Raw genomic sequence first — 20,086 nt, forward strand, 5'->3', positions numbered from 1 at the left:
TTTTACATTAACAAAAAGTTAAACATGTGTTTAACTTAAATTCATATTGAACTTCGAAAAACTGGAACTTTCACCATAATAACTCCACAAAGAGCGGTATTCAAGAGATAATCCTTATCTTTGTAGTCAAAACTTTACTATAAATGTCAAACAGAAAGATGATTACGGCAGCTTTGCCTTATGCAAACGGTCCGGTTCATATAGGACATTTGGCAGGTGTTTATATTCCTGCGGATGTTTACGCAAGATTTCAAAGAAGATTAGGAAAAGATGTAGCTTTTATCTGTGGTTCGGATGAACATGGTATTCCTATTACCATAAGAGCTAAAAAAGAGGGAGTTACTCCACAGGATATTGTTGACAAATATCACGGGATTATTAAAAAATCTTTTGCTGATCTGGGAATTTCTTTTGATGAATATTCAAGAACAACTTCCCCAAAGCATTATGAAACCAGCCAGGATTTCTTCAAAGTTCTTTATGAAAAAGGAAAATTCACTGAAGAGGTTTCTGAACAATATTTTGATGAACAAGCGGGAGAATTCCTTGCAGATCGTTATATTGTAGGAACCTGCCCGAATTGTGGTAATGAAAACGCTTACGGTGATCAGTGTGAGAAATGTGGTTCTACCCTTTCTCCCTCTGAATTGATCAACCCGAAGTCAATGCTTAGCGGAAATGTTCCTATTCTTAAAGATACAAAAAACTGGTATCTGCCTCTTAACGAATATGAAGATTTCTTAAACGAATGGATTATCGAAGGTCATAAAGATGACTGGAAACCTAACGTATACGGCCAGGTTAAATCATGGTTAAACGATGGGTTAAAGCCACGTGCCATGACCAGAGATCTGAACTGGGGAGTTCCCGTTCCGCTTCCGAATGCAGAAGGAAAAGTTCTTTACGTTTGGTTTGATGCTCCAATCGGGTATATTTCATTTACTAAAGAATGGGCGGAGAAAAACGGAAAAGACTGGAAAGATTACTGGCAAAGTGAAAACAGTGACCTGGTACACTTTATCGGAAAGGATAATATCGTATTCCACTGTATTATCTTCCCAGCGATGATGAAAGCTCACGGAGACTATATCATGCCTAAAAACGTACCTGCTTTTGAATTCCTGAACCTAGAGAATGATAAAATCTCAACATCAAGAAACTGGGCAGTTTGGGCACATGAATATGTAGAAGACTTCCCTGGACAACAGGATGTTTTAAGATATGCTCTTCTTTCTTCAGCTCCTGAGACTAAGGACAATAACTTTACATGGAAAGACTTTCAGACGAAGAACAATTCTGAATTGGTAGGTATCTTCGGAAACTTCATCAACAGAGTTGCGGTTCTTATTCATAAATATTATGACGGAGTTGTACCTCAAGGAGACATTAACAGCCCGGAATTAAAAGAGATCAATAAAGCTGCTACTGAAATTTCAGGATTCCTTGATAAATATGAATTCAGAAATGCTTTATCAGCCTTAATGAACCTTGCGAGATTTGGAAACCAATATCTTCAGACTGAAGAGCCTTGGAAAACCATCAAAGACAATCCGGAGAAAGCGGCTCAGTCTTTATTTGTAGGAGCTCAGATCGCAGTTGCTTTGGCTCAGTTATGTGAACCGTTCATGCCTTTCAGTTCTGAAAAACTATTGAACATGTTCAATGTTGAAAAGAAAAGCTGGAGTGATGTTGAAACTCAGTCTGTTCTAATTGAAGCAGGCCACAAAATCAACGAAGCCTCTCTTCTGTTCTCAAAAATTGAAGACAATGTCATTGAATCTCAGATTCAAAAGCTGGAAGACACGAAACAAAATAATAAGAAAACAAACCCTAACGCTAACCCAATGAAAGAAGAAATCACTTTTGATGATTTTACTAAAATAGATCTTAGAACAGCAACTATTGTAGAAGCTGAAAAGGTAGAAAAAGCAGATAAATTACTAAAACTTACTGTAGATACAGGAGTAGATGTAAGAACTGTAGTTTCAGGAATTGCAGAAAGCTTTACCCCAGAAGAGGTAATTGGTAAGCAGGTCATGATCCTATTAAACCTTGCTCCAAGAAAGATCAGAGGTATTGAATCTCAGGGAATGTTATTATTAACGACTAAACCGGATGGTAAATTATCTTTCGTAACACCGGATGACAGCAATGTTGAAAACGGTATTGAGATTGGATAATTACTCCTTACTATAAAGATTAAGGCTGTTTCTATAGGAAGCAGCCTTTCTTTTTGATGATAAACAATAGGTTCTCGCAGATTCTGCAGATCATCCCGAAAATATTTTTAGAAAACATTTGGTATTTTTTTATATTTGCTGCCATCATTATGGTTAATAAAAACGTTTTAAGGAAACTCCCCGACTCAGAATTAGAAAAATATTTAAAGGAAGGCAATCGTTTTGTGCCGGAAGCGGTACAAATGGCTTATGAAATCCTTAAAGAAAGAGGGCGAATTTTTACTGGGCAAGAAGAAACTGCCGTTCAGCAACTCATTCAAAGAAAAAAAGAAGCAGAGGAAGCAAAATCTTTAGAAGAGAAAGAACTCTGGAGAGATCATATAACAGAGGATCCTAATGCCATAAAGCTTTTTCCCAGAGAAATGATATTCATTATCAGCCTCATTTTAGGAACCGTTCCAGGAGCTATTTTATTGGGAATGAATTTTATTAAACTTAAAAAATATTTCCCTGCTGTTATCACCATTATTTTCGGATTTATCTTTGTTCCTATTCAGAGTTTTCTTGTCCCTATGATACATAGTCTTAGTTCTAAAGACTTTTTTACTATTAAAAGAAGTCCTGAGTTTATGGTTGCAGGATTAGGAGCATTTATTTTATTTATATTTTGGGTAATCTTTACACCAAAAAAGCTGCCCTACCGAGCAGCTTCCTATATTTTACCCCTTATTATCTGTGTAATAATGGCTGTTTTAATCACCATCAATTATCAGGGGTTATTTTCTAGTTATATCTTGGTCAGCTTCGCCAAATAAGAGTCTTCATCCTTCAATACCTTCTCCATTTTAAACCCATTATGCTCAGCAGCATTTTTCAACGTATTGAAATCAAGGTAAAGCCATGTAATCGGCTTTTCAGATTCACCTTTATAATGAACAATATATTCAAGCTCTCCGTAATATCCTCCGGCAGGAATGTATACTCCACCATCTTCATCACGATCAAACATATAGAGAATATCAGTACTGTCAATCAGAATCTGCCCTCCTTCATTCAACAAGCTTCCTAATTTCTGAAGATAAGTATCAATTTTAGATAATCCTTCAAAAATTCCGGTTCCGTTCATCAATAGTAAAACAGTATCGAATGTTTCTCCTGAAAAATCAAGGATATTTGCACAAACAGCCTTGTTGATTCCTCTTAATTGACAAACCTCAATAGATTTCGGAGAAATATCCAAAGCGATAACATCAAGGTCAGCATCATTCTGAAGATACAAAGCATGTGAACCGGCACCGGCACCAATATCCAGAACTTTTCCTCTGGATAACTGCAAAGCTTTTTGCTCAATTTCATTCATATCTTCAAAATCCCTGAATAAATAATCTACAGGAAGTTCATCCAATTCAGAAATTGATGTTTCTGTCTGCAGGTCTTCAGGATTTGCATCATGGTAATAATCCCAGATGGCTTGGCCCATTAAATCTTTCATAATGGCAAAGATACGGCTTCACAGCGTAAAATTCAAAGTTCAAGGTTAAAGCTTAAGGTTCCTGTTACCCCATCTACATTCTTTCAGCCTCTTAATCTAGAGTTTACTATGCTATTGATTCTTTTTCTTCATGTCTGTCTGCTTGTGACTCGTTTTCGGCTTTTCCTGATTTCCAGTAAGAAAATGCGTAAAGTTCTTTTGAAGTCCAGTTTTTTTCTTTTCGGAGATACGTTCTTACTTCTTTAACGCTAGAGAATTCACAAGCTACATATCCGAATTTTGAAGTTTCAGGAATATCAATACTTTTTACGGCATCAGCAATCTCACTACTGAACTGAGGCTGGGCATTATGAAGCCATTTAAATTCAATATCTGCTTTGGTGTTCAATATCTGTTCATCTTCTTTTCCATGAACTTCGATAATACAAACTCCTTTTGCGGTTTCAGGAAGGGTTTCTAAAATAGCACTCAAAACAGGAATTGCCGTAGCATCACCTGCCAATAAATACCATTCTGCTTCAGGATACAGCTCTTTTCCATCCAGGCGCATCATTACCCCAAGTTTCCCCCCTGCTTCTGCTTCTCTTGCCCATTTTGAAGCTGGTCCTCCGTCTCCATGATCTGCAAAATCAATGAAAATTTCATTTTTTTCCAAATCAATTCCTCTGTGGGTATAGGTTCTGATGGCCGGCGCCACTTCTTTTGGCGGATACACCCATTCATCATTTTCTATAGTCGGAAAATGCACTTCATTTAATCCAACCGGAGGAATGGCAATTTTATTATTGTCTCCTATCGTGGTATTTTTGAACAAATGAACTTCAGGAGAATACAGATACACTCTGATGAAATGATCCGTAATGTATTCTTTTCTGGTGACTTCGGCAATGAACTGCCCTGTTGAAATTTGAGCCATAACTGAAATGTTTTTTTAATTAAAATCCGGCTTCCGATCAATATCAGAAACCGGATTTGTAGAAAGTATTTAATTCAGATTAAAGCAGTAGTACCTTAATCTTATTTTTTAAAATTCAAAAGTGTAAGACAGGTTAAATGTTCTGCCTCTTCCTTTATAATTAAACAGGTCCGGAATTCCATAGCTTGAATATAAAACCTGGGAACGTTTGCTCCAGATGGTTTGATAATCTGTATTGAAAAGATTCTGAATTCCAAGGTTGAACTTCCCAAACTGGAATCGGTACCCTATCATTAGATCTGAGGTATTGTATCCTTCAATTACGTTCTTAAGTTCATCCTTCTGCTTGAAATTCTGTAAAGACTGGAATCTAAATGACCAGTTTTTCACATTATACCCAATGTATGTAACCAACTTGGATGGCGAAGCATTATAAATTTCCTGTTTCTGCCATTCTCCTTTATTGTCTACTTCAGATTTGATTAATAATCCGCTTGCTCCGAAATAAACTCCATTGTTCATGGAATAAGAAATCTCTGCTTCGATTCCCATATTTCTTAATTTCAGATCGTTAACAAGAATCTGGAATGTATTTTTATCTACAGCTACAGTTTTGTCAGAATTACTTAAGAATCCGGCAACCTGTGCTCTCAGCCCACCTTTATTAATACGGTATCCTACTTCAAACTGATTGGTTTTGATGGCCTGTAAAGGTTGCTCTTTGACATTGATACTGGAAACTACATCCCAATGGGTTCCATTCAGTTTATAGGTTCCTATTCCATAATATTTAGCAGGATCTGCTAAGCTTGCACCTTGGGAAAATGTTCCCCATACCTGGTGCTGCTCGCTGATTTTATACAGTAATCCTGCATTGGCTAATGTGACATTATACGAGCTTTCTCCTCCCGGAATGGCTGAAGCAGAGGCTCCATATCCCATAGCAATCTGTGTCTGTTGTACAGAGCCTACAAAATCATCCATTTTTACGTTGATGTGCTGGTAACGTACTCCTGCATTAAGCTGTAACTTAGGAATAATATTATATTTTGCCTGAACGTATCCTGCATAACTTTGGGAATGGTTAGTAGGATATCTTCCCAACCTGTATTGAGTCTGGTTAATTAATCCGCCGCTGGACATTGTTTTAGTAATATCATATACTGATTGTGTCCCTTCAAATTTTTCAAAATCTATATCAGCTCCATAAGTTACATTCAATCCTTTCCATGATTTTGACAATAACGCTTTTATTCCTGAATAATAGGTATCCTGCTGAGATGAAGACATATAAGCTGCGCTTTTTTTATCTGCCAAAGCTACATTGCCAGGAAAAGGATAAAACCCTAGCTTCTCTCCTCTCGTCGCAAGCTGAATGTACAGATCCTGACCTCCTAAAATATTATTCCCGTTATAGGCAACGGTTGCCATGTAACGTTCTGTTCCTATGTTTTTATCAGAGGAAAAACCATCTCTCATTTCCAGCAAACTTCCGTCTTTCTTGGTAAAAGCGCTTAGGTTTTGGCCTAAATACAAACTTCTGTCTCCATTGAATTTTGAGTTATAATATTGAACAGAAGCTGTTATTTTATGTTTATTGTTAAACTGATACCCTCCGGTCGCAAGAACGTCAATAGATTGATTGTACTGAAGATCGGTTTGGGTAATATCTGTAAAAAGCTGTTTTTGATCTGCGCCGTACACTCCACCATTTTGCTGGTAAGCAACTCCAAGTCTCCCGAAGAACTTCTCTCCTTTCCCTGAAATAGCTTGAGCCGCACGGAAATCATGGTCATCTTTTCCCATAAAACCTGTACGAACTCCCAATTCAGTTTCCCCGCTGATTCCTTTTTTAGAAGGTACTTTCGTAATAATATTAATAATACCACCGGTTGCATTTCCACCATAGATAGAACTGGCTCCGGAAAGTACCTCAATTCTTTCAATATTAAATGGATCAATAGCATCCAGCTGACGACTGATGGCACGGATACTATTCAGAGAAACCCCATCAATCATTACCAATGCAGAACGTCCTCTCATATTCTGTCCGTAATTGGTTCTTCCCTGTGGACCAATATCCATACTTGGGATTAAAATGGATAACATTTCCTTAATCGGAACTCCACTTTTGGCCTGTTCCTGAATTTTTTCTTTCTGTACAACCCAAACGGTACCGGGAATTTCAGAAATTTTAGTAGGTTTTCTTGATGCTACGATAACCACATCTTCTATACCTTTAGAGGCTACAGAATCTTTAACAGTTTGGGAAAACATTAATCCCGATGCTAATAGACCTATGAATGCATAATGCTTTTTCATTCCTTCAAATCAAAGTTTTATAATCCTGCAAATATAATTCTTATTTAGAACTAATAAAAACAATGAGGACTGAAATTTTTCAGTTTTTGAATTAAAAGGCTGGAAGAAGTAACAAAGGTTGGAAGCTTCATTTGTCTTATAATTAATAGATGGAACAATAGGCGTTAATCTTCTTTCATTATTTCAAGCTTCGCTCCTAAAATAGTAAAATCCCAGCCCAACAAAGGACCAGGATTTTACAGTGAAAAACAAGGTATCTTTACATCGCAGGTCCGGCTGCGTCTTTTATTTCTTCTAATAATTTTTTTCGTTCACGAAGTCTCCTTCTTGCAATAACAGATTTACCACTAAGTACTCTGATAAATCTGAAATATTGGAATCGTTTGGCTCCGAAATGGTGGGTTATTACATACAATAAGACTCCAAAGCCAATCAGAACAATAAATCCGAAGATCTTTTTAGTTGCTATTAAAATAGCATTAAGCTGGATGGTTTTCATATTACCCATAACATATTGTGGAGTTACCGTCATTCCATCCATATAAACAGCAAGATCTCCTACTGCTGTAATCTGAAAACGGTATTGTAACCAAGAGTATAAAGTTGAAAAAATACCTACGGCTAAAAAGGTTCTCCAAACCAATACCAATCCTATGGCTGCAAGCATTTCATCCATTTCAAGCTTATCTAAAGTATAAAACCATACAGAGATAAACAATGAACACATTCCATAGCCCTTTAAAAACATGGGTAAATACCAGTTATCATAGTTGAATTCCAGTACCATAGAAAAATACATAATGATGGCATAGCCTACCATTCCTGCAAACCCTGAAAAAATATACATTTTCAATGGTTTTTCATTCTTAAACCAAAATATAGCAATCACTCCAGCCAAAATGATTCCCGGTATCATCAGCATGTTCAGCCTGGCATTAGTCAATTGATCATATCCTAAAACTCCCACGGCAAAAGTAGTCTGGATAGAAGCTGTTCCGAGGAACATTCCCAACCAAAACAGCATAAACAAGCCATTTTGTACGTTACTTTTTGTAAAAATTTTAAATGAAAGATAAGGTCTTTTTAATGTTAACTGACGAATGGAAAGTAATGCAAAGCTCACAAATGCAGCAATACTTGCATTAATGATATTCTTCGAGTTCCACCAATCCTGCTGTCTTCCAAAAGCATATACATAGGCCGAAAACATAAAGGTGGACACAAAAAGTAAGATACTCAGCCAATCAATATAATGCAATGGAACTTTCAGGGCAAAATATTTATCATGCATAAAAATCCAGTGGATTAATGCTAAAACAAAGCATAGAACCGCAGCAAAAATGTAAAACTGCTGCCAGTTGTAAAGGAGTGCAAATTCTGCTGAATAATAAGCTGCTACCTGATTCATCACCAGAACAAATGTATAAAACACGCCATAAAACATTCCTCGGTTTCCAATCATTACCATCAATGGCAGGAAAAGTTCAATGGTTACCATCATCTTCATAAATCCGATCAGTAAGGCAGAAAACACGAAGATCATTGGCTGTAAAGTGGTCGCGTTGATATAACTCAATAGTCCTAAAAGCACTAAAAGCAATACCATTTTATCTCTTACTTTGAATCTCATTTTAATTCTGAGGACAACAGGCATGCAGGCTCCCATTCCAATAGTGGTTGCATAATTCGCCCACATAAAATATTCTGTCATAGCCCCGGTACCACTCACCAAATAGCTGATATTCCCAGTATACACCCCACCAATCGGCATTACTACGGCGAGCAGCAATACAATCAGCAGAAGCTGTACCGGTTTAGGTACCCAGTCGCTATATAATCCTTTGTTGTACATATTTTTTTAGATAATAGATTTCAGATATCAGATAATAGACTTTTACTTTTCAACCTTCCTTTTTCATCCGGCATACAGTCTGGAACCTGATATCTTCCATCTTTTAGTGTTTATTAATGTTCACATTCATATTCATTCCTGCCCCCAGCTTATCCAGGTCTTCTTTTGTATTGGAAGTAGTGAATTCAATTCTTACAGGGATTCTTTGCTGTACTTTAATAAAGTTTCCGGTAGAGTTATCGGTTGGTACACTTGAATATCTTGATCCGGTAGCTGCAGAAACAGCAGTTACTACTCCTTCAAATGTCTTTCCTCCTAAAGCATCTGCCGTCATGGTCATCTTCTCTCCTACTTTAATATTAGGCATCTGGCTTTCAAGGAAGTTGGCTGTTACCCATTTCTGACCATTCAATACGATAGTTGCCACTTGTTGGCCGGGTTGAATCAATTGTCCTTCAGAAATCGTTCTTCTTCCCATCACCCCATCATAAGGTGCTGTGATTACAATATAAGAAAGGTTAATTCTCGCCATATCCAGTGCAGATTTTGTTCTTTTGATCTCAGCATCATTGATTCCCAATCTGCTTTTCACTTCTGTAGTGGAAAGATTTGCGGATTGTTTTTGATTTACTAATGTCTCATAAGCCGCCTTTTGAGCATCGTACTCTGTTTTTACCTGATCATATTGTTGTCTTGTAACTGCTTCAGCAGATAAAAGATTTTTGTATCTGTTCAGGTTCTGTTCAGCATTCCAAAGTCTTGCTTTTGCTCCGGCAATATTAGATTGCATTACATTTACATTGTTGGAAACAGTATTGATAGAAGAACTGGTTGCTGTTTTTTGAGCCATAGCATTTTGATAAGCTGCCTCAGCCTGTCCCAATTGTGTCAGGATTTCTCGTTCGTCCAAAACCACCAGTGTATCTCCTTTTTTTACTCTTTGGTGTTCAATAAATTTAATTTCTTTGATGTAAGCAGAAACCCTTGTATTGATAGGGTTGATGAATTCTTCTACTTGAGCAGCTTCCGTATAGGTTTTGTTTCCGATGTGGAAATATTCACGGATGAGCCAGAATAACCCAAATCCAATCACCAGAAAAACGATGATATTGGAAATGATGGCTCTGATTTTATTTTTTTTGTTTTGCTTTTTTTTGTTTTCTCCACTTGGTGTTGCCGGAGTGGATGTGGTATTTTGAGTGGTTTGTTCCTTGTTTTCCATTGTGTTGATTTTCAGTTTTAAAAAATTAAAGTGTCCCGGTAGATTTCAAAAGGTTATAATATTGATACAAAACGTTGATCTCTGCATTGGCAAAATCCAGCTCCGATTGCAGTTTCTGGTTCTGCGCATCAATCATTTCCGCCTGCACAGCCAATTGGTTCAGATATTTGGCTTCAGTAATTTTGTAATTTTCTTCTGCCAGCCTTTTGGAATCATTAAGAATATCTGCCTGTTGAATCGCTTCCTGATATTTGGTATACGCTGCATTCACGCCCATATCTACATTCTGCTGTACCAAAGTCATAGCATCATTAGCCTGGTTCTTCTGCAGTTCACCTAATTTTACTCTTTCTTTAGTTTTATACAGGGTATCAATATTGTAACTAAGAGAAACACCTGTCTGCCAACCTCCTGAATACATATCCAAGACAGGATTTCTCGTAGTAATGGGTCTCTGTAAGGTATATCCACCGAATCCTGCCACAGTAGGTGAATTATCAGTTTTAATAATTTCAATATTCTTATCAGCGACCGCAATATTTTTCTGTGCAGACTTTAACACTGGATTGCTGTCATGAGCAAGACTCATATAATAATCCATTCCGATTCCTGATTCTTTGTTCGTCAAATTTTCAGTGGGAACAATTTCAGTATCAGAAGATAGCCCTAATGCAATATTCAGATTATAATTAAGAATTTTTCTATTGTTGGAAAGGGTAAGAATTCCCTGATCCAGATTTTTAAGGGCAAGTTCTCCACGAATTACTTCATTTCTGGTTACCATTCCCTGTTGATAGAATTTCTGAATATTCTTAAGACGTTCCTGAGCTAACTTCTTATTATTCTGAAACACTTCTTCCTGATTGATAATCTTGTAGACATCCAGATAGTTTGAAATCACTAAAAATTTTACATCCTGTTTATTTTTCTCCAAATCCAGTTCAGAAAGCTGTTCACGAAGCCCTGCCATTTCAATGGATTTATTTACCAATCCTCCTTTGAAGATCAGCTGTGTTGCCTGAACAGCGTAAGAACTTCCGTAGTGAGGCATCGGAACTTTTGTAGAATTAGAAAAGTCTTTATCGATAGCTACAGCATCTCCCAAATAGAATTGGCTTGTAGAAGCGGTGATGGTTGGAAGTTTCTGAAGCTTTACAACGTTGATATTCTGTTTGGCAATATCAATATTCTGAGCTGAAACCTTCAACTGCTGATGATTCTGGACTGCCAGTTCGGCAATCTCACCTGCGGTCATCTGTTTTACCTGTTGTGAAAAAAACAGCGCAGGAAAAGCTGCTATCAGAACTGATAGTGCTGTTTTTATATTCTTTGTCATTTTACCTTGTTTTACAGATGCAAAGTTAGAACAACAACAAATTCAATCAAATGTTTGATTTTTGGAAAAAGATGTTCAAATGTAAGATTTTAACTTTCGAACTGATGTCTGTATTGTCTTGGGCTTACCTCCAGATGTTTTTTAAAAAAGTGAGAAAATGCATACTGATCGCTAAAGCCGAGGATCGAAGAAATCTCAGAAACAGGTTTACTAGAAGAGTTTAAAAGCACTTTCGCTTCATTGATAACGATTAAAGCGATGATGTGACTTGCGGTCTTTCCGGTAACGTCTTTCACCACCGATGATAGATGTCTGGTTGTAATGGATTGTCGTTCGGCATAGAACTCAACGGTTCTTTCTGTAAGGTGATATTCAGAAAGGTCTGTAAGAAAAACAAAGACAATTTCTTCCTGTCTGGACATCTGGTTCATAGAATTATTATCTTCTTTGGAAATAATTCCCGCCATCTGATAGCAGAATACAGAAAAAAGATGTTCCACCATTTCTTTTTTGTACAGCATCTCTGTTTCAGAATCAAGGATGTATTTCAGGAAGTTGACGCTTTTCCACACAACCTCCATTTCATCTTCCGGAAAAGGAACTCCTTTATTCATCTGCTGTCTGAAGTATCGATATGTAATCAATCTATTGAATTTCAAAGATAAAGCAGAAATAAAATCCCTTTTATAAGAAACCATTCTCGACTGAAAGTCATCGCTTACTGCTACTACTTCATAAATAGTCTGCGGATCGGTTACCATAAACATATTGGCAGAAACCTCCAGATCGCTAAAGTGCTGACGAAGTTTTATGGTTCCTGATTTAATAAAAATAAATGCCGGATTTTCGGGCCGGAATGGTTTATCAACGGCAATTCTCTCAAAAATATTACGTTCCGTAGAGATTTCAACTCCGAACTTTTCTAAGGCAGACATAACACAAATGTAAGCAATCTTATCACCGATTACAAAATTTTATTATTTTAGCATTAATCCAATTCCTGTCAGTATGAGAAAGGTTGATTTATTATTTGCAGAATATAGCAAGAGCCATAGAAATGCGACTAACAAGTTCATTCACTGGTTTTGCGTACCCCTAATTTTTTGTTCTATCCTCGGATTTATTTCGTTGATTCCTTCCCCCCATTTCTGTATTTCTTATTTTGGATGCATTAGTATCATCAGTTTAATTGCTATTGTCATCATCAGTTTGTATTATATCAGACTGTCCCTGCTCATTGGTTTCATAATGATCTTTACAATGCTGTTGGCAGAACACTTTATTTATTGTACCAATATCAGTTTGGGTAAACAGTCCTGGATTATATATCTGAGTGTCTTTTTAATTACCTGGATTCTTCAGTTTATCGGGCATAAAATTGAAGGTAAAAAGCCTTCTTTTCTTAAAGATATTCAGTTTTTACTGATCGGGCCGATATGGCTTTTAAGTTTTATTCTTAAAAAGACAGGAATAAGATATTAACTTATTGGGCTTATTCTTTTAAACAATTTTGTAGACCCTTATTTTTTCTAAGCATGGTTTTTGATAGTATTCATGAAAAATTAACTATTCATGAGAACAATACTGTTACCTTTACTTTTCATTGCCTTTATCAGTTGCAGTAAATCTAATGCTGATAAGCATTCCGTGAATGCTGCTCTTACAGAAATAATAATGGAAGATGAAGCTCCACGTCCCCCCTCTTCCCTTTCTGAAAAACTTCTTCCTGATAATAAATCGTCCACTTCTGCTGAAATTAAAACAGATACGATATCCCGTAAAATCATCAAAAACGGAAATATGAGAATTCAGGTTGGTGAGATAAAAAAAGCGCAAACCCTCGTCAATGACATTCTGAAAAAGAACAATGCTTATATCCAGAAAGAAGAATTTCAGAATACCGATATGAATGAAACCATGAATCTAACCATCCGGGTTCCTCACAAGAATTTTGATGCACTTATCAACTCATTTTCTGATGGTGTAGGTTCTGTGTTATCTAAAAATATTTCATCAGATGATGTGACAGAGGAATATACTGATGTATCCATAAAACTGGCCAACAAAAAAATCTATCTTGAAAAGTATAGGGATATGCTTAAAAGTGCGAAAACCACTAAAGATATGCTGGAAATTCAGGAAAAGATCCGTGTACTGGAAGATGAAATTGATGTGGCTGAAGGCAGACTCCGCTTTATAGACGACAGGGTGAATTACAGCACTTTAAATTTAAGTTTATATAAAGAAAAAGTAAGAAGCTCTGCAACGTCTAAAATTGGATTCGGAAGCCGGTTTGTAGATTCTCTGACAGAAGGATGGAACAGTTTTGTAGCCTTTTTATTAGGGATTATTTCCTTTTGGCCATTCTTTTTGCTAATTCCCCTGGTGATTTTCCTATGGAAAAAATGGAAAAAGAGAAAACCGTAATTTTTTCAATATAAACATACATAAGAAAGCCGAATCACTATTGAGATTCGGCTTTTATTTTATTGGGCATATTTTGTTGGAAGATCCGGATAATCATCTTTTAATGGGATTGTTTTTCCTCCTTTAGAGACTTCAGCTTTGGGATGCTCGTTTTTAAACAGTTTAAAAGTAATAAAAACAGGTTCATTACTCTTCATCTTGTTCAACTCTTTAAAAGCGTCCAAAATTTCCTGACTGTCAAAGGAATAACTACTTCCGTATTTCTGTGTATTTCCCCAATCTATTAAAATCCTATTTGGAATATTTCTTCGTTTCGCATCCTCAAAGGTTTCATTGTCTGTTCTCATTGATTTACCATCAAAAGCATAGGCAGAAATTTCTGAAATTTTCTCAGCATCTTCAGTTTCAATTTTCACTCCCCACAAATACTTTTGTATTAAAATATCTGAATAATCTGATACTTCTTTCAGGGAAGGAAATTCATTATACTCGTTACCGGCATACTTTCTGTACACCAACATTTTCAATGCTCCCGGTATTTCTTTTGCCTGAAAATTTGCAACTAATTTTGACCCAAAACTCTTATTCTTCGACTGCTCAACCATCATCAAAACCTTCCCTTCCGGTTGAATTTCTACCTTCAAATCTGCTCCCAAGCTTTTATTTTCTAATAAAGTCTTCATTTTATCCAAAGGAAGTCTTACATTCAGCTGATAGAACTTTTTCTCTTCAACAGAAAAGTATTTAACGGATAAAGAATCGGGCAGCAAATCATCCTGAGTCCAAAAATAAGCGGAATCAGATCCTTTTTTTGAAACAATTAATTTAGAAGAATCGAACTCTAATCTATTTTCAGATTGATTAAAAGTATTGATAAAAACAGCATCAAGAATTTTTAACATCCCTGATTTCTCATCTGATGAATTCGGTTCTAGGCTTATGATCTTTGCTGACCAGCTTAATTTATCAAATTCCTTTTTTTTCACCAACGTAATTCCATACAGAATAACCAGCAATATAAAAATGCCTGCCAAACAAAAATTCAAGTAATCGATGACCGTTTTCTTCATGTTTTTAGTGGTTAAAGGATCTTCCTAAAGCTGCTAAAAAACTCAATGCTATAAAGCCTAAAATTGAAATAATTACTATAAAAACAGTAAAATATTTAAAAGATTTTTTATATCTGGATTCTCCAATAAACATAGTAAGAAAAATAGAAACTACCGGTATTAAAAAACAAACAAAATCAAAACTTAAACCTTCCCCTATCTTAACCTCGAGATCTACATAATCCAAGTATTTAATAAGTAATACCTGGATACAAAACAATAGAAAAACGGTAAGAAATGGGTTATTTTTCATCATTATTTTTTTATTTTCCTAATACGAATACAGCAGGAACTTTATGAAGCTCAGGCTTTTGTTTCTGCCAGTCTTTTATTGTTTTCGTCTTGATAAATTCATGCTCAGGATCATTGATATTAGCAGCGATGCAAAGTTTTGTATTGGGGGACAAAAACTTCGTCAGGTCTTCAATAAGCTGATTGTTTCTGTAAGGAGTTTCCATAAAAATTTGTGAATATCCTGTTTTCTGAACTACACTTTCCAGCTGTTGAATCTGCTTCTTCTTTTCACTTTTATCAATCGGAAGATATCCATTAAATGTAAATTCCTGCCCGTTGAATCCACTGGATATTAATGCCAGAATAATAGATGATGGTCCTGAAATAGGAATGACCCTGATATTTTTTTCATGGCACCATTTTACCATCAGGTTTCCCGGATCTGCAATACAAGGCAATCCTGCCTCTGAAAGCAGCCCGAAGTCCTGCCCTTTCAACATCAGCTGTTGCGCTTCTTTGATGTCAGCATTTTCTGTATACTTATCCAATAAAAACAGTTTCAGATCAGCCTGTTTCTTTTCAGGAGCAAAGAATTTAACCACCTTTCTGGCGGTTTTCTCATTTTCCACAAAGAAGTAATCCGTTTGCATGATATATTCCTTAATAACCGGCGCAAAATGAGTGATAGAAGTATTTTCTGATAAGTAAGCAGGGAGTAAAAAAAGCATTGTTTTATTTTTTAGTTCTTTCGTTTAATGATGGTTGTGGGAAGTATTTTGCAAGGTCCATGGAGAAGGTTACAGAAGTTATTTTCCAGATTCCGTTAATCTTCATCAGCATCCAGATCTCTTTTCCCCAGTTTTCCATTTTTCCGTCATACCAAAAACTGTAATCGAAATTGGCAGAAGCTACTGCTCCATCTTCAACGATTTTAATATTGTCAAATTTTTCTTCAGACTTGTCATCTTTAAAGCCTTTGATGAAAGCTTTATAATCATCAGCAAAATAATATTCTGCTTTAGGATTTTTCTCCAGACGTTTCGCCTGTGTCCTATCTTTATAGATTCCAGTCCAAAGTACAGGTTCCTGAAATAACGACAGGTATTGAGCTTCATTTCTTGTTTTAATACTTTCCATAAAGTCATTCATTACTTTAAGTATTTCTTTTTCATCTTTGGTTTGAGCGAAAGAGAAATTAAAGCCAAGTACAAGTAATAATAATAGTTTTTTCATGATTATGTTATTAGGATTTGCTTTCTGATGACATCACATCCCTTCTCCAAAAGTTGGAAAACATCTTCAAAATCTTTCATATCTCCCCAATACGGATCCGGAACTTCAGCATTTTCGCGATCTCCCAACACCTCCAGAAACAATGATATTTTCTGGCGTTCTTCTTCATTTTTAGCTTTGGAAACAACATCTTCAAACACGTCTATATCCATACAGTAAATCTTATCAAAAGTTTCATAATCTGCCCTTGTGATAGGTCTGGATCTTTGTCTGGAAATATCAACACTATGATTAGCTGCTGTTTTAATGGCTCTTTTATCCGGATGTTCTCCTTCATGCATGGAAATGGTTCCCGCAGAATCTACCATAAAGCTTTCGGGTACTTTTGTTTTCATAATTCCTTCTGCCAAAGGGCTTCTGCATATATTTCCGAGACAAACCATCAGGATTTTCATAGTCTGATATTTAATAAATTAAACTGCAATCAACTTGTATTGTTTTAACAAATCTAAATAAAAAATGAAGAATATAACTATTCTTCATTCTTTAATATTTTAGCTTAAGATCATCTTACTGCTTAATTCTTTCGGTAAGATCCTTAACGTATTTCTTGATTTCTTTATCAATTTTCGATACATCTTTGATGGTATCACAAGCATACATTACTGTAGAGTGGTCCTTCCCTCCCATTTCTTCACCAATTTTAGTGAATGTGGAATTGGTAAATTCTTTTGAGAAATACATAGCCAACTGTCTTGGTAATGCAATCTCTCTCTTTCTTGTTTTAGAAAGAAGCTGCTCTTTTTTGATTCCAAAATAGTCGCATACTACTTCCTGAATATAAGGAATATTGATGACCTTCTTTTGGTTGGCAGCAATTCTGTTGATGGTTTCCTTTAATAATTCAAGACTTAAGTCTCTCTTATATACTGTAGAATATGCAATTACCGAGTTGATAACCCCGATTAATTCTCTAACATTTGTTTTAGTTTCAACAGCAAGGAAATCAAGCATATCACCAGGAAGTACAATTCCGTCTCTGCTTAGTTTGTCTTCAATGATCTGTCTTCTTGTAGATAAATCCGGAGATTTGATTTCTGCAGAAAGTCCCCATTTGAAACGGGAAACAATTCTGTCCTGGATATCCATGATGTCTGCAGGTGCTTTATCAGAAGTCAGGATAATCTGCTTTCCATTTTGGTGCAAGTGATCAAAAATATGGAAGAAACTGTCCTGCGTTGCCGATTTTCCTGATAAGAACTGAATATCATCAATAATCAGTACATCTACCATTTGATAGAAATTAGCAAATTCTGTTTGCTTATGTGCTTTTGCAGCTGAAATAAACTGCTGAATGAATTTCTCTGAAGACAAATAAAGAACTACTTTGTCTGGAAACTGATTCTTAACTTCAAGACCAACAGCCTGTCCTAAGTGTGTTTTTCCTACTCCATATCCTCCATATAAGAATAATGGGTTGAATGCTGTAGCTCCCGGTCTTTTTGCAATAGATCTTGCGACGGTAGCTGCAAATTTATTACTCTCTCCTTCTACATAACTATCAAAAGAATAGTCTGGTTTCAAGTTAGAATCAATATTTACTTTTCTAATTCCAGGGACCACAAAAGGGTTTACAATATTAGCAGAGAATCCTTGTGGCATTGTTTCCTGTGTTTTTGGAGTAGGAACGCTTTGTCCCTTCATATTCATGGTAACCGGCTTTTCCTCACCTTTTGGTCTGTTTTCCATTACAGAATACCATAATTTCACTCCTTTTCCAACATTTTTCTTCAGGGCAGCAGAAAGTAAGGACAAGTAATTATCCTCGATATATTCCTTGTAAAAATCGCTCGGTACGATAAGCGTAAGGTTATTAGACACTAATGAAAGTGGCTGCACCTTATCGAATAACATATCGAAAGATTTTTCAAGTTTTTTCAGGTCAGAATTATCTTCAGCTGCGTTCAAGTTATCGCGCATAAACTGAAGGCACTTCTGCCATATCATCATTAAATTGTCATCCATTTTTATGCCCTGATTATTCTTTTGTTTGTACTGTTTTTAGAAGGGAGACAAAGGTCCAATATTTTCTTTTTAAAAAAAAATATTGCAGGTATTGATTATTTAAAAATATATTTGTATGTATAATTTAAGACCTAAAATGATACACACAACACACTCAATAAGAGTACGTTACGCAGAAACAGACCCCATGAAATATGTATACTATGGCAACTACGCCGAGTACTTTGAAGTAGGCCGGGTTGAACTCTTCAGAAGTATAGGAATTTCATACGATGAAATTGAAAACCAAGGAATTTGGCTGCCTGTTTCGGACTACAAAATTAAGTATATTCGCCCAGCTTTATATGACCAAAAATTAGAAATTCACACGTACGTAAAAAAAATTCCCGGGGTAAGAATTGAATTTGAGTATGAAATTTACAATGAAGAGCATATTAAAATTACCGAAGCATCTACTACTCTTTTCTTTTTAGATGCTAAAACAAATAAAGTCATTAAATGCCCGGATTTCTTGATGGAGATGATTGAAGCAAATTGGGAGAAGCCATGAGAAGATGGATTATAAGAGTTTGTGATAAGAAATATGAGACAATAACTCTATCGCCAACGACTTTAAACCTTATTCCATCCTTTAACTTTCGAGTATAATTTGCACCTTTGCACTTTTATTAACCTAAACCTTATATCAATATTATGAAGATTGCATTTTTGGGGCCTCATGCCAGCTTTACCCAGCTTGCCGCTGCACAGCTCTTTCCTGATGATGAGCTTTTACCACAGGCGAGCATTCTGGACTGTTTTGGAGCAGTAGAGAACGGGGATACACTCAAAGCTGTTGTTCCTTTGGAAAACTCTATTGAAGGCACTGTATCCATGACGCTGGATTATTTATATAAGACACCGTCTATTAAAATTGAAGCAGAAGCAGTAATGCCCATTGCCCACCACTTAATGATTCATCCTGAAAATTCTGTTGAGGAAATAGAAAGGATTTATTCACATCCACAGGCACTGGCTCAGAGCTTTCATTTTTTAGATACTCATTATAAAGAAATTCCCAAACAGGATTTTTCTTCTACAGCCGCTGCCGCTAAGTTCGTTTCAGAGAATAAGGACACTAAAATTGCTGCAGTAGCCAATCAGTTTGCTGCTAACTTATATGGTTTGAAAATTATCAATCGTAATATTCAGGATTTTGAACAGAATCATACCCGGTTTATCATCATTTCCAAACGGCAAAACAAATACGACAATAGCCAGCTGGAAACATTAGGAGAGAAATCAGGAATGCTTGTTACCCTTCCTGAAGATCATCCAGGAGGGTTACATCAAGTGCTGTCAGTTTTCGCATGGAGGAAAATGAACCTCAGCAAAATTGAATCCAGAACATTAAAGACCGGATTAGGTAATTATTTCTTTTTTATCAATGTGGAAGGCCCATGGAAGGATATCCTTCACGGGAATGCCCTGAAGGAGCTTGAATCTATTAACGCAGAAGTAGATTTCCTTGGAAATTATAAAGAATTTCTTTTAGAAAGCTAAAAATAGTTACACATATCAACCCAAAACCAGCACTATTATCAAAATAATAGTGCTTTTTTATTGAATTTTTTCAGTAAAAAATATTTTTTTTCATCATAAAGATCCTGAGAGCAATAGCTTATAACTCAAAAAAAATAACCCACACAATAGGGATATTTATTTTTTACAACCCTCTCAAATACACTAGTTTAGAAAA

18 protein-coding genes are annotated in these 20,086 nt (G+C 36.0%); 6 read left to right on the plus strand and 12 right to left on the minus strand.

The window, feature by feature from the left end; translation table 11 throughout:
* Positions 1-143: 143 nt before the first annotated feature.
* Together metG and NBX25_RS06310 are read left to right on the plus strand one after the other, a co-directional pair.
* Positions 144-2,180, plus strand: coding sequence for a methionine--tRNA ligase (gene metG / locus NBX25_RS06305; protein WP_250253168.1), 2,037 nt, complete (start codon positions 144-146; stop codon positions 2,178-2,180).
* Between the two features lie 149 nt (positions 2,181-2,329).
* Positions 2,330-2,995 carry a hypothetical protein gene (locus NBX25_RS06310; protein WP_250253170.1) on the plus strand — a complete coding sequence of 222 codons (666 nt, stop codon included), beginning with the start codon at positions 2,330-2,332 and terminating at the stop codon, positions 2,993-2,995.
* On the opposite strand, the gene NBX25_RS06315 is transcribed toward NBX25_RS06310, so the two are convergent.
* From NBX25_RS06315 to NBX25_RS06345, 7 genes are all read right to left on the minus strand, one after another.
* Positions 2,968-3,672 (minus strand): class I SAM-dependent methyltransferase, encoded by a 705-nt coding sequence (locus NBX25_RS06315; protein WP_123908244.1) that lies wholly within the window; start codon positions 3,670-3,672, stop codon positions 2,968-2,970. The two genes, NBX25_RS06310 and NBX25_RS06315, sit on opposite strands and share 28 nt — an antisense overlap.
* A 106-nt stretch (positions 3,673-3,778) precedes the next feature.
* On the minus strand, positions 3,779-4,588 hold the full coding sequence (locus NBX25_RS06320) for a siderophore-interacting protein (protein ID WP_123908245.1): 810 nt from the start codon (positions 4,586-4,588) through the stop codon (positions 3,779-3,781).
* Between the two features lie 108 nt (positions 4,589-4,696).
* The gene (locus NBX25_RS06325) at positions 4,697-6,910 is read right to left on the minus strand and encodes a TonB-dependent receptor (RefSeq protein WP_123908246.1); all 2,214 of its coding nucleotides are present in this window, start codon (positions 6,908-6,910) and stop codon (positions 4,697-4,699) included.
* Positions 6,911-7,169: 259 nt separating this feature from the next.
* Positions 7,170-8,762: an MFS transporter gene (locus NBX25_RS06330; RefSeq protein WP_250253171.1), complete on the minus strand. Its 1,593-nt coding sequence runs from the start codon at positions 8,760-8,762 to the stop codon at positions 7,170-7,172.
* Between the two features lie 103 nt (positions 8,763-8,865).
* Positions 8,866-9,984 (minus strand): HlyD family secretion protein, encoded by a 1,119-nt coding sequence (locus tag NBX25_RS06335; protein ID WP_123908248.1) that lies wholly within the window; start codon positions 9,982-9,984, stop codon positions 8,866-8,868.
* Positions 9,985-10,009: 25 nt separating this feature from the next.
* Complete coding sequence (locus NBX25_RS06340; protein WP_123860141.1) at positions 10,010-11,320, minus strand: TolC family protein; 1,311 nt, start codon at positions 11,318-11,320, stop codon at positions 10,010-10,012.
* Positions 11,321-11,409: 89 nt separating this feature from the next.
* Complete coding sequence (locus tag NBX25_RS06345; protein WP_123860140.1) at positions 11,410-12,255, minus strand: helix-turn-helix domain-containing protein; 846 nt, start codon at positions 12,253-12,255, stop codon at positions 11,410-11,412.
* A 73-nt stretch (positions 12,256-12,328) separates the two neighbouring features.
* Here NBX25_RS06345 and NBX25_RS06350 point away from each other — a divergent pair, with 73 nt between their 5' ends.
* Together NBX25_RS06350 and NBX25_RS06355 are read left to right on the plus strand one after the other, a co-directional pair.
* On the plus strand, positions 12,329-12,802 hold the full coding sequence (locus NBX25_RS06350; RefSeq protein ID WP_250253172.1) for an Mpo1 family 2-hydroxy fatty acid dioxygenase: 474 nt from the start codon (positions 12,329-12,331) through the stop codon (positions 12,800-12,802).
* A 90-nt stretch (positions 12,803-12,892) separates the two neighbouring features.
* A complete protein-coding gene (locus tag NBX25_RS06355; protein ID WP_250253173.1) occupies positions 12,893-13,747 on the plus strand; it encodes a DUF4349 domain-containing protein in 855 nt (284 codons plus the stop codon).
* A 59-nt stretch (positions 13,748-13,806) separates the two neighbouring features.
* Here NBX25_RS06355 and NBX25_RS06360 read toward each other — a convergent pair whose 3' ends face one another.
* The 5 genes from NBX25_RS06360 to dnaA all read right to left on the minus strand — a co-directional run bounded on the left by NBX25_RS06360 (position 13,807) and on the right by dnaA (position 18,348).
* Positions 13,807-14,817 (minus strand): DUF2931 family protein, encoded by a 1,011-nt coding sequence (locus NBX25_RS06360; protein WP_250253174.1) that lies wholly within the window; start codon positions 14,815-14,817, stop codon positions 13,807-13,809.
* 302 nt (positions 14,818-15,119) lie between these two features.
* Positions 15,120-15,818 (minus strand): SAM-dependent methyltransferase, encoded by a 699-nt coding sequence (locus NBX25_RS06365; protein WP_250253175.1) that lies wholly within the window; start codon positions 15,816-15,818, stop codon positions 15,120-15,122.
* A 4-nt stretch (positions 15,819-15,822) separates the two neighbouring features.
* Positions 15,823-16,323 carry a nuclear transport factor 2 family protein gene (locus tag NBX25_RS06370; protein ID WP_123860134.1) on the minus strand — a complete coding sequence of 167 codons (501 nt, stop codon included), beginning with the start codon at positions 16,321-16,323 and terminating at the stop codon, positions 15,823-15,825.
* A 2-nt stretch (positions 16,324-16,325) separates the two neighbouring features.
* The gene (locus tag NBX25_RS06375) at positions 16,326-16,778 is read right to left on the minus strand and encodes a low molecular weight protein-tyrosine-phosphatase (protein WP_250253176.1); all 453 of its coding nucleotides are present in this window, start codon (positions 16,776-16,778) and stop codon (positions 16,326-16,328) included.
* A 115-nt stretch (positions 16,779-16,893) separates the two neighbouring features.
* Entirely contained in the window at positions 16,894-18,348 is a 1,455-nt protein-coding gene (gene dnaA, locus NBX25_RS06380; RefSeq protein ID WP_045495212.1) for a chromosomal replication initiator protein DnaA, read from the minus strand.
* Between the two features lie 136 nt (positions 18,349-18,484).
* Here dnaA and NBX25_RS06385 point away from each other — a divergent pair, with 136 nt between their 5' ends.
* Positions 18,485-18,898: an acyl-CoA thioesterase gene (locus NBX25_RS06385; RefSeq protein WP_250253395.1), complete on the plus strand. Its 414-nt coding sequence runs from the start codon at positions 18,485-18,487 to the stop codon at positions 18,896-18,898.
* 143 nt (positions 18,899-19,041) lie between these two features.
* On the plus strand, positions 19,042-19,890 hold the full coding sequence (gene pheA, locus NBX25_RS06390) for a prephenate dehydratase (protein WP_250253178.1): 849 nt from the start codon (positions 19,042-19,044) through the stop codon (positions 19,888-19,890).
* Positions 19,891-20,086 lie beyond the last annotated feature (196 nt).

The sequence above is a fragment of the Chryseobacterium sp. Marseille-Q3244 genome (genome assembly GCF_940807095.1).
Classification (GTDB): Bacteria; Bacteroidota; Bacteroidia; order Flavobacteriales; family Weeksellaceae; genus Chryseobacterium.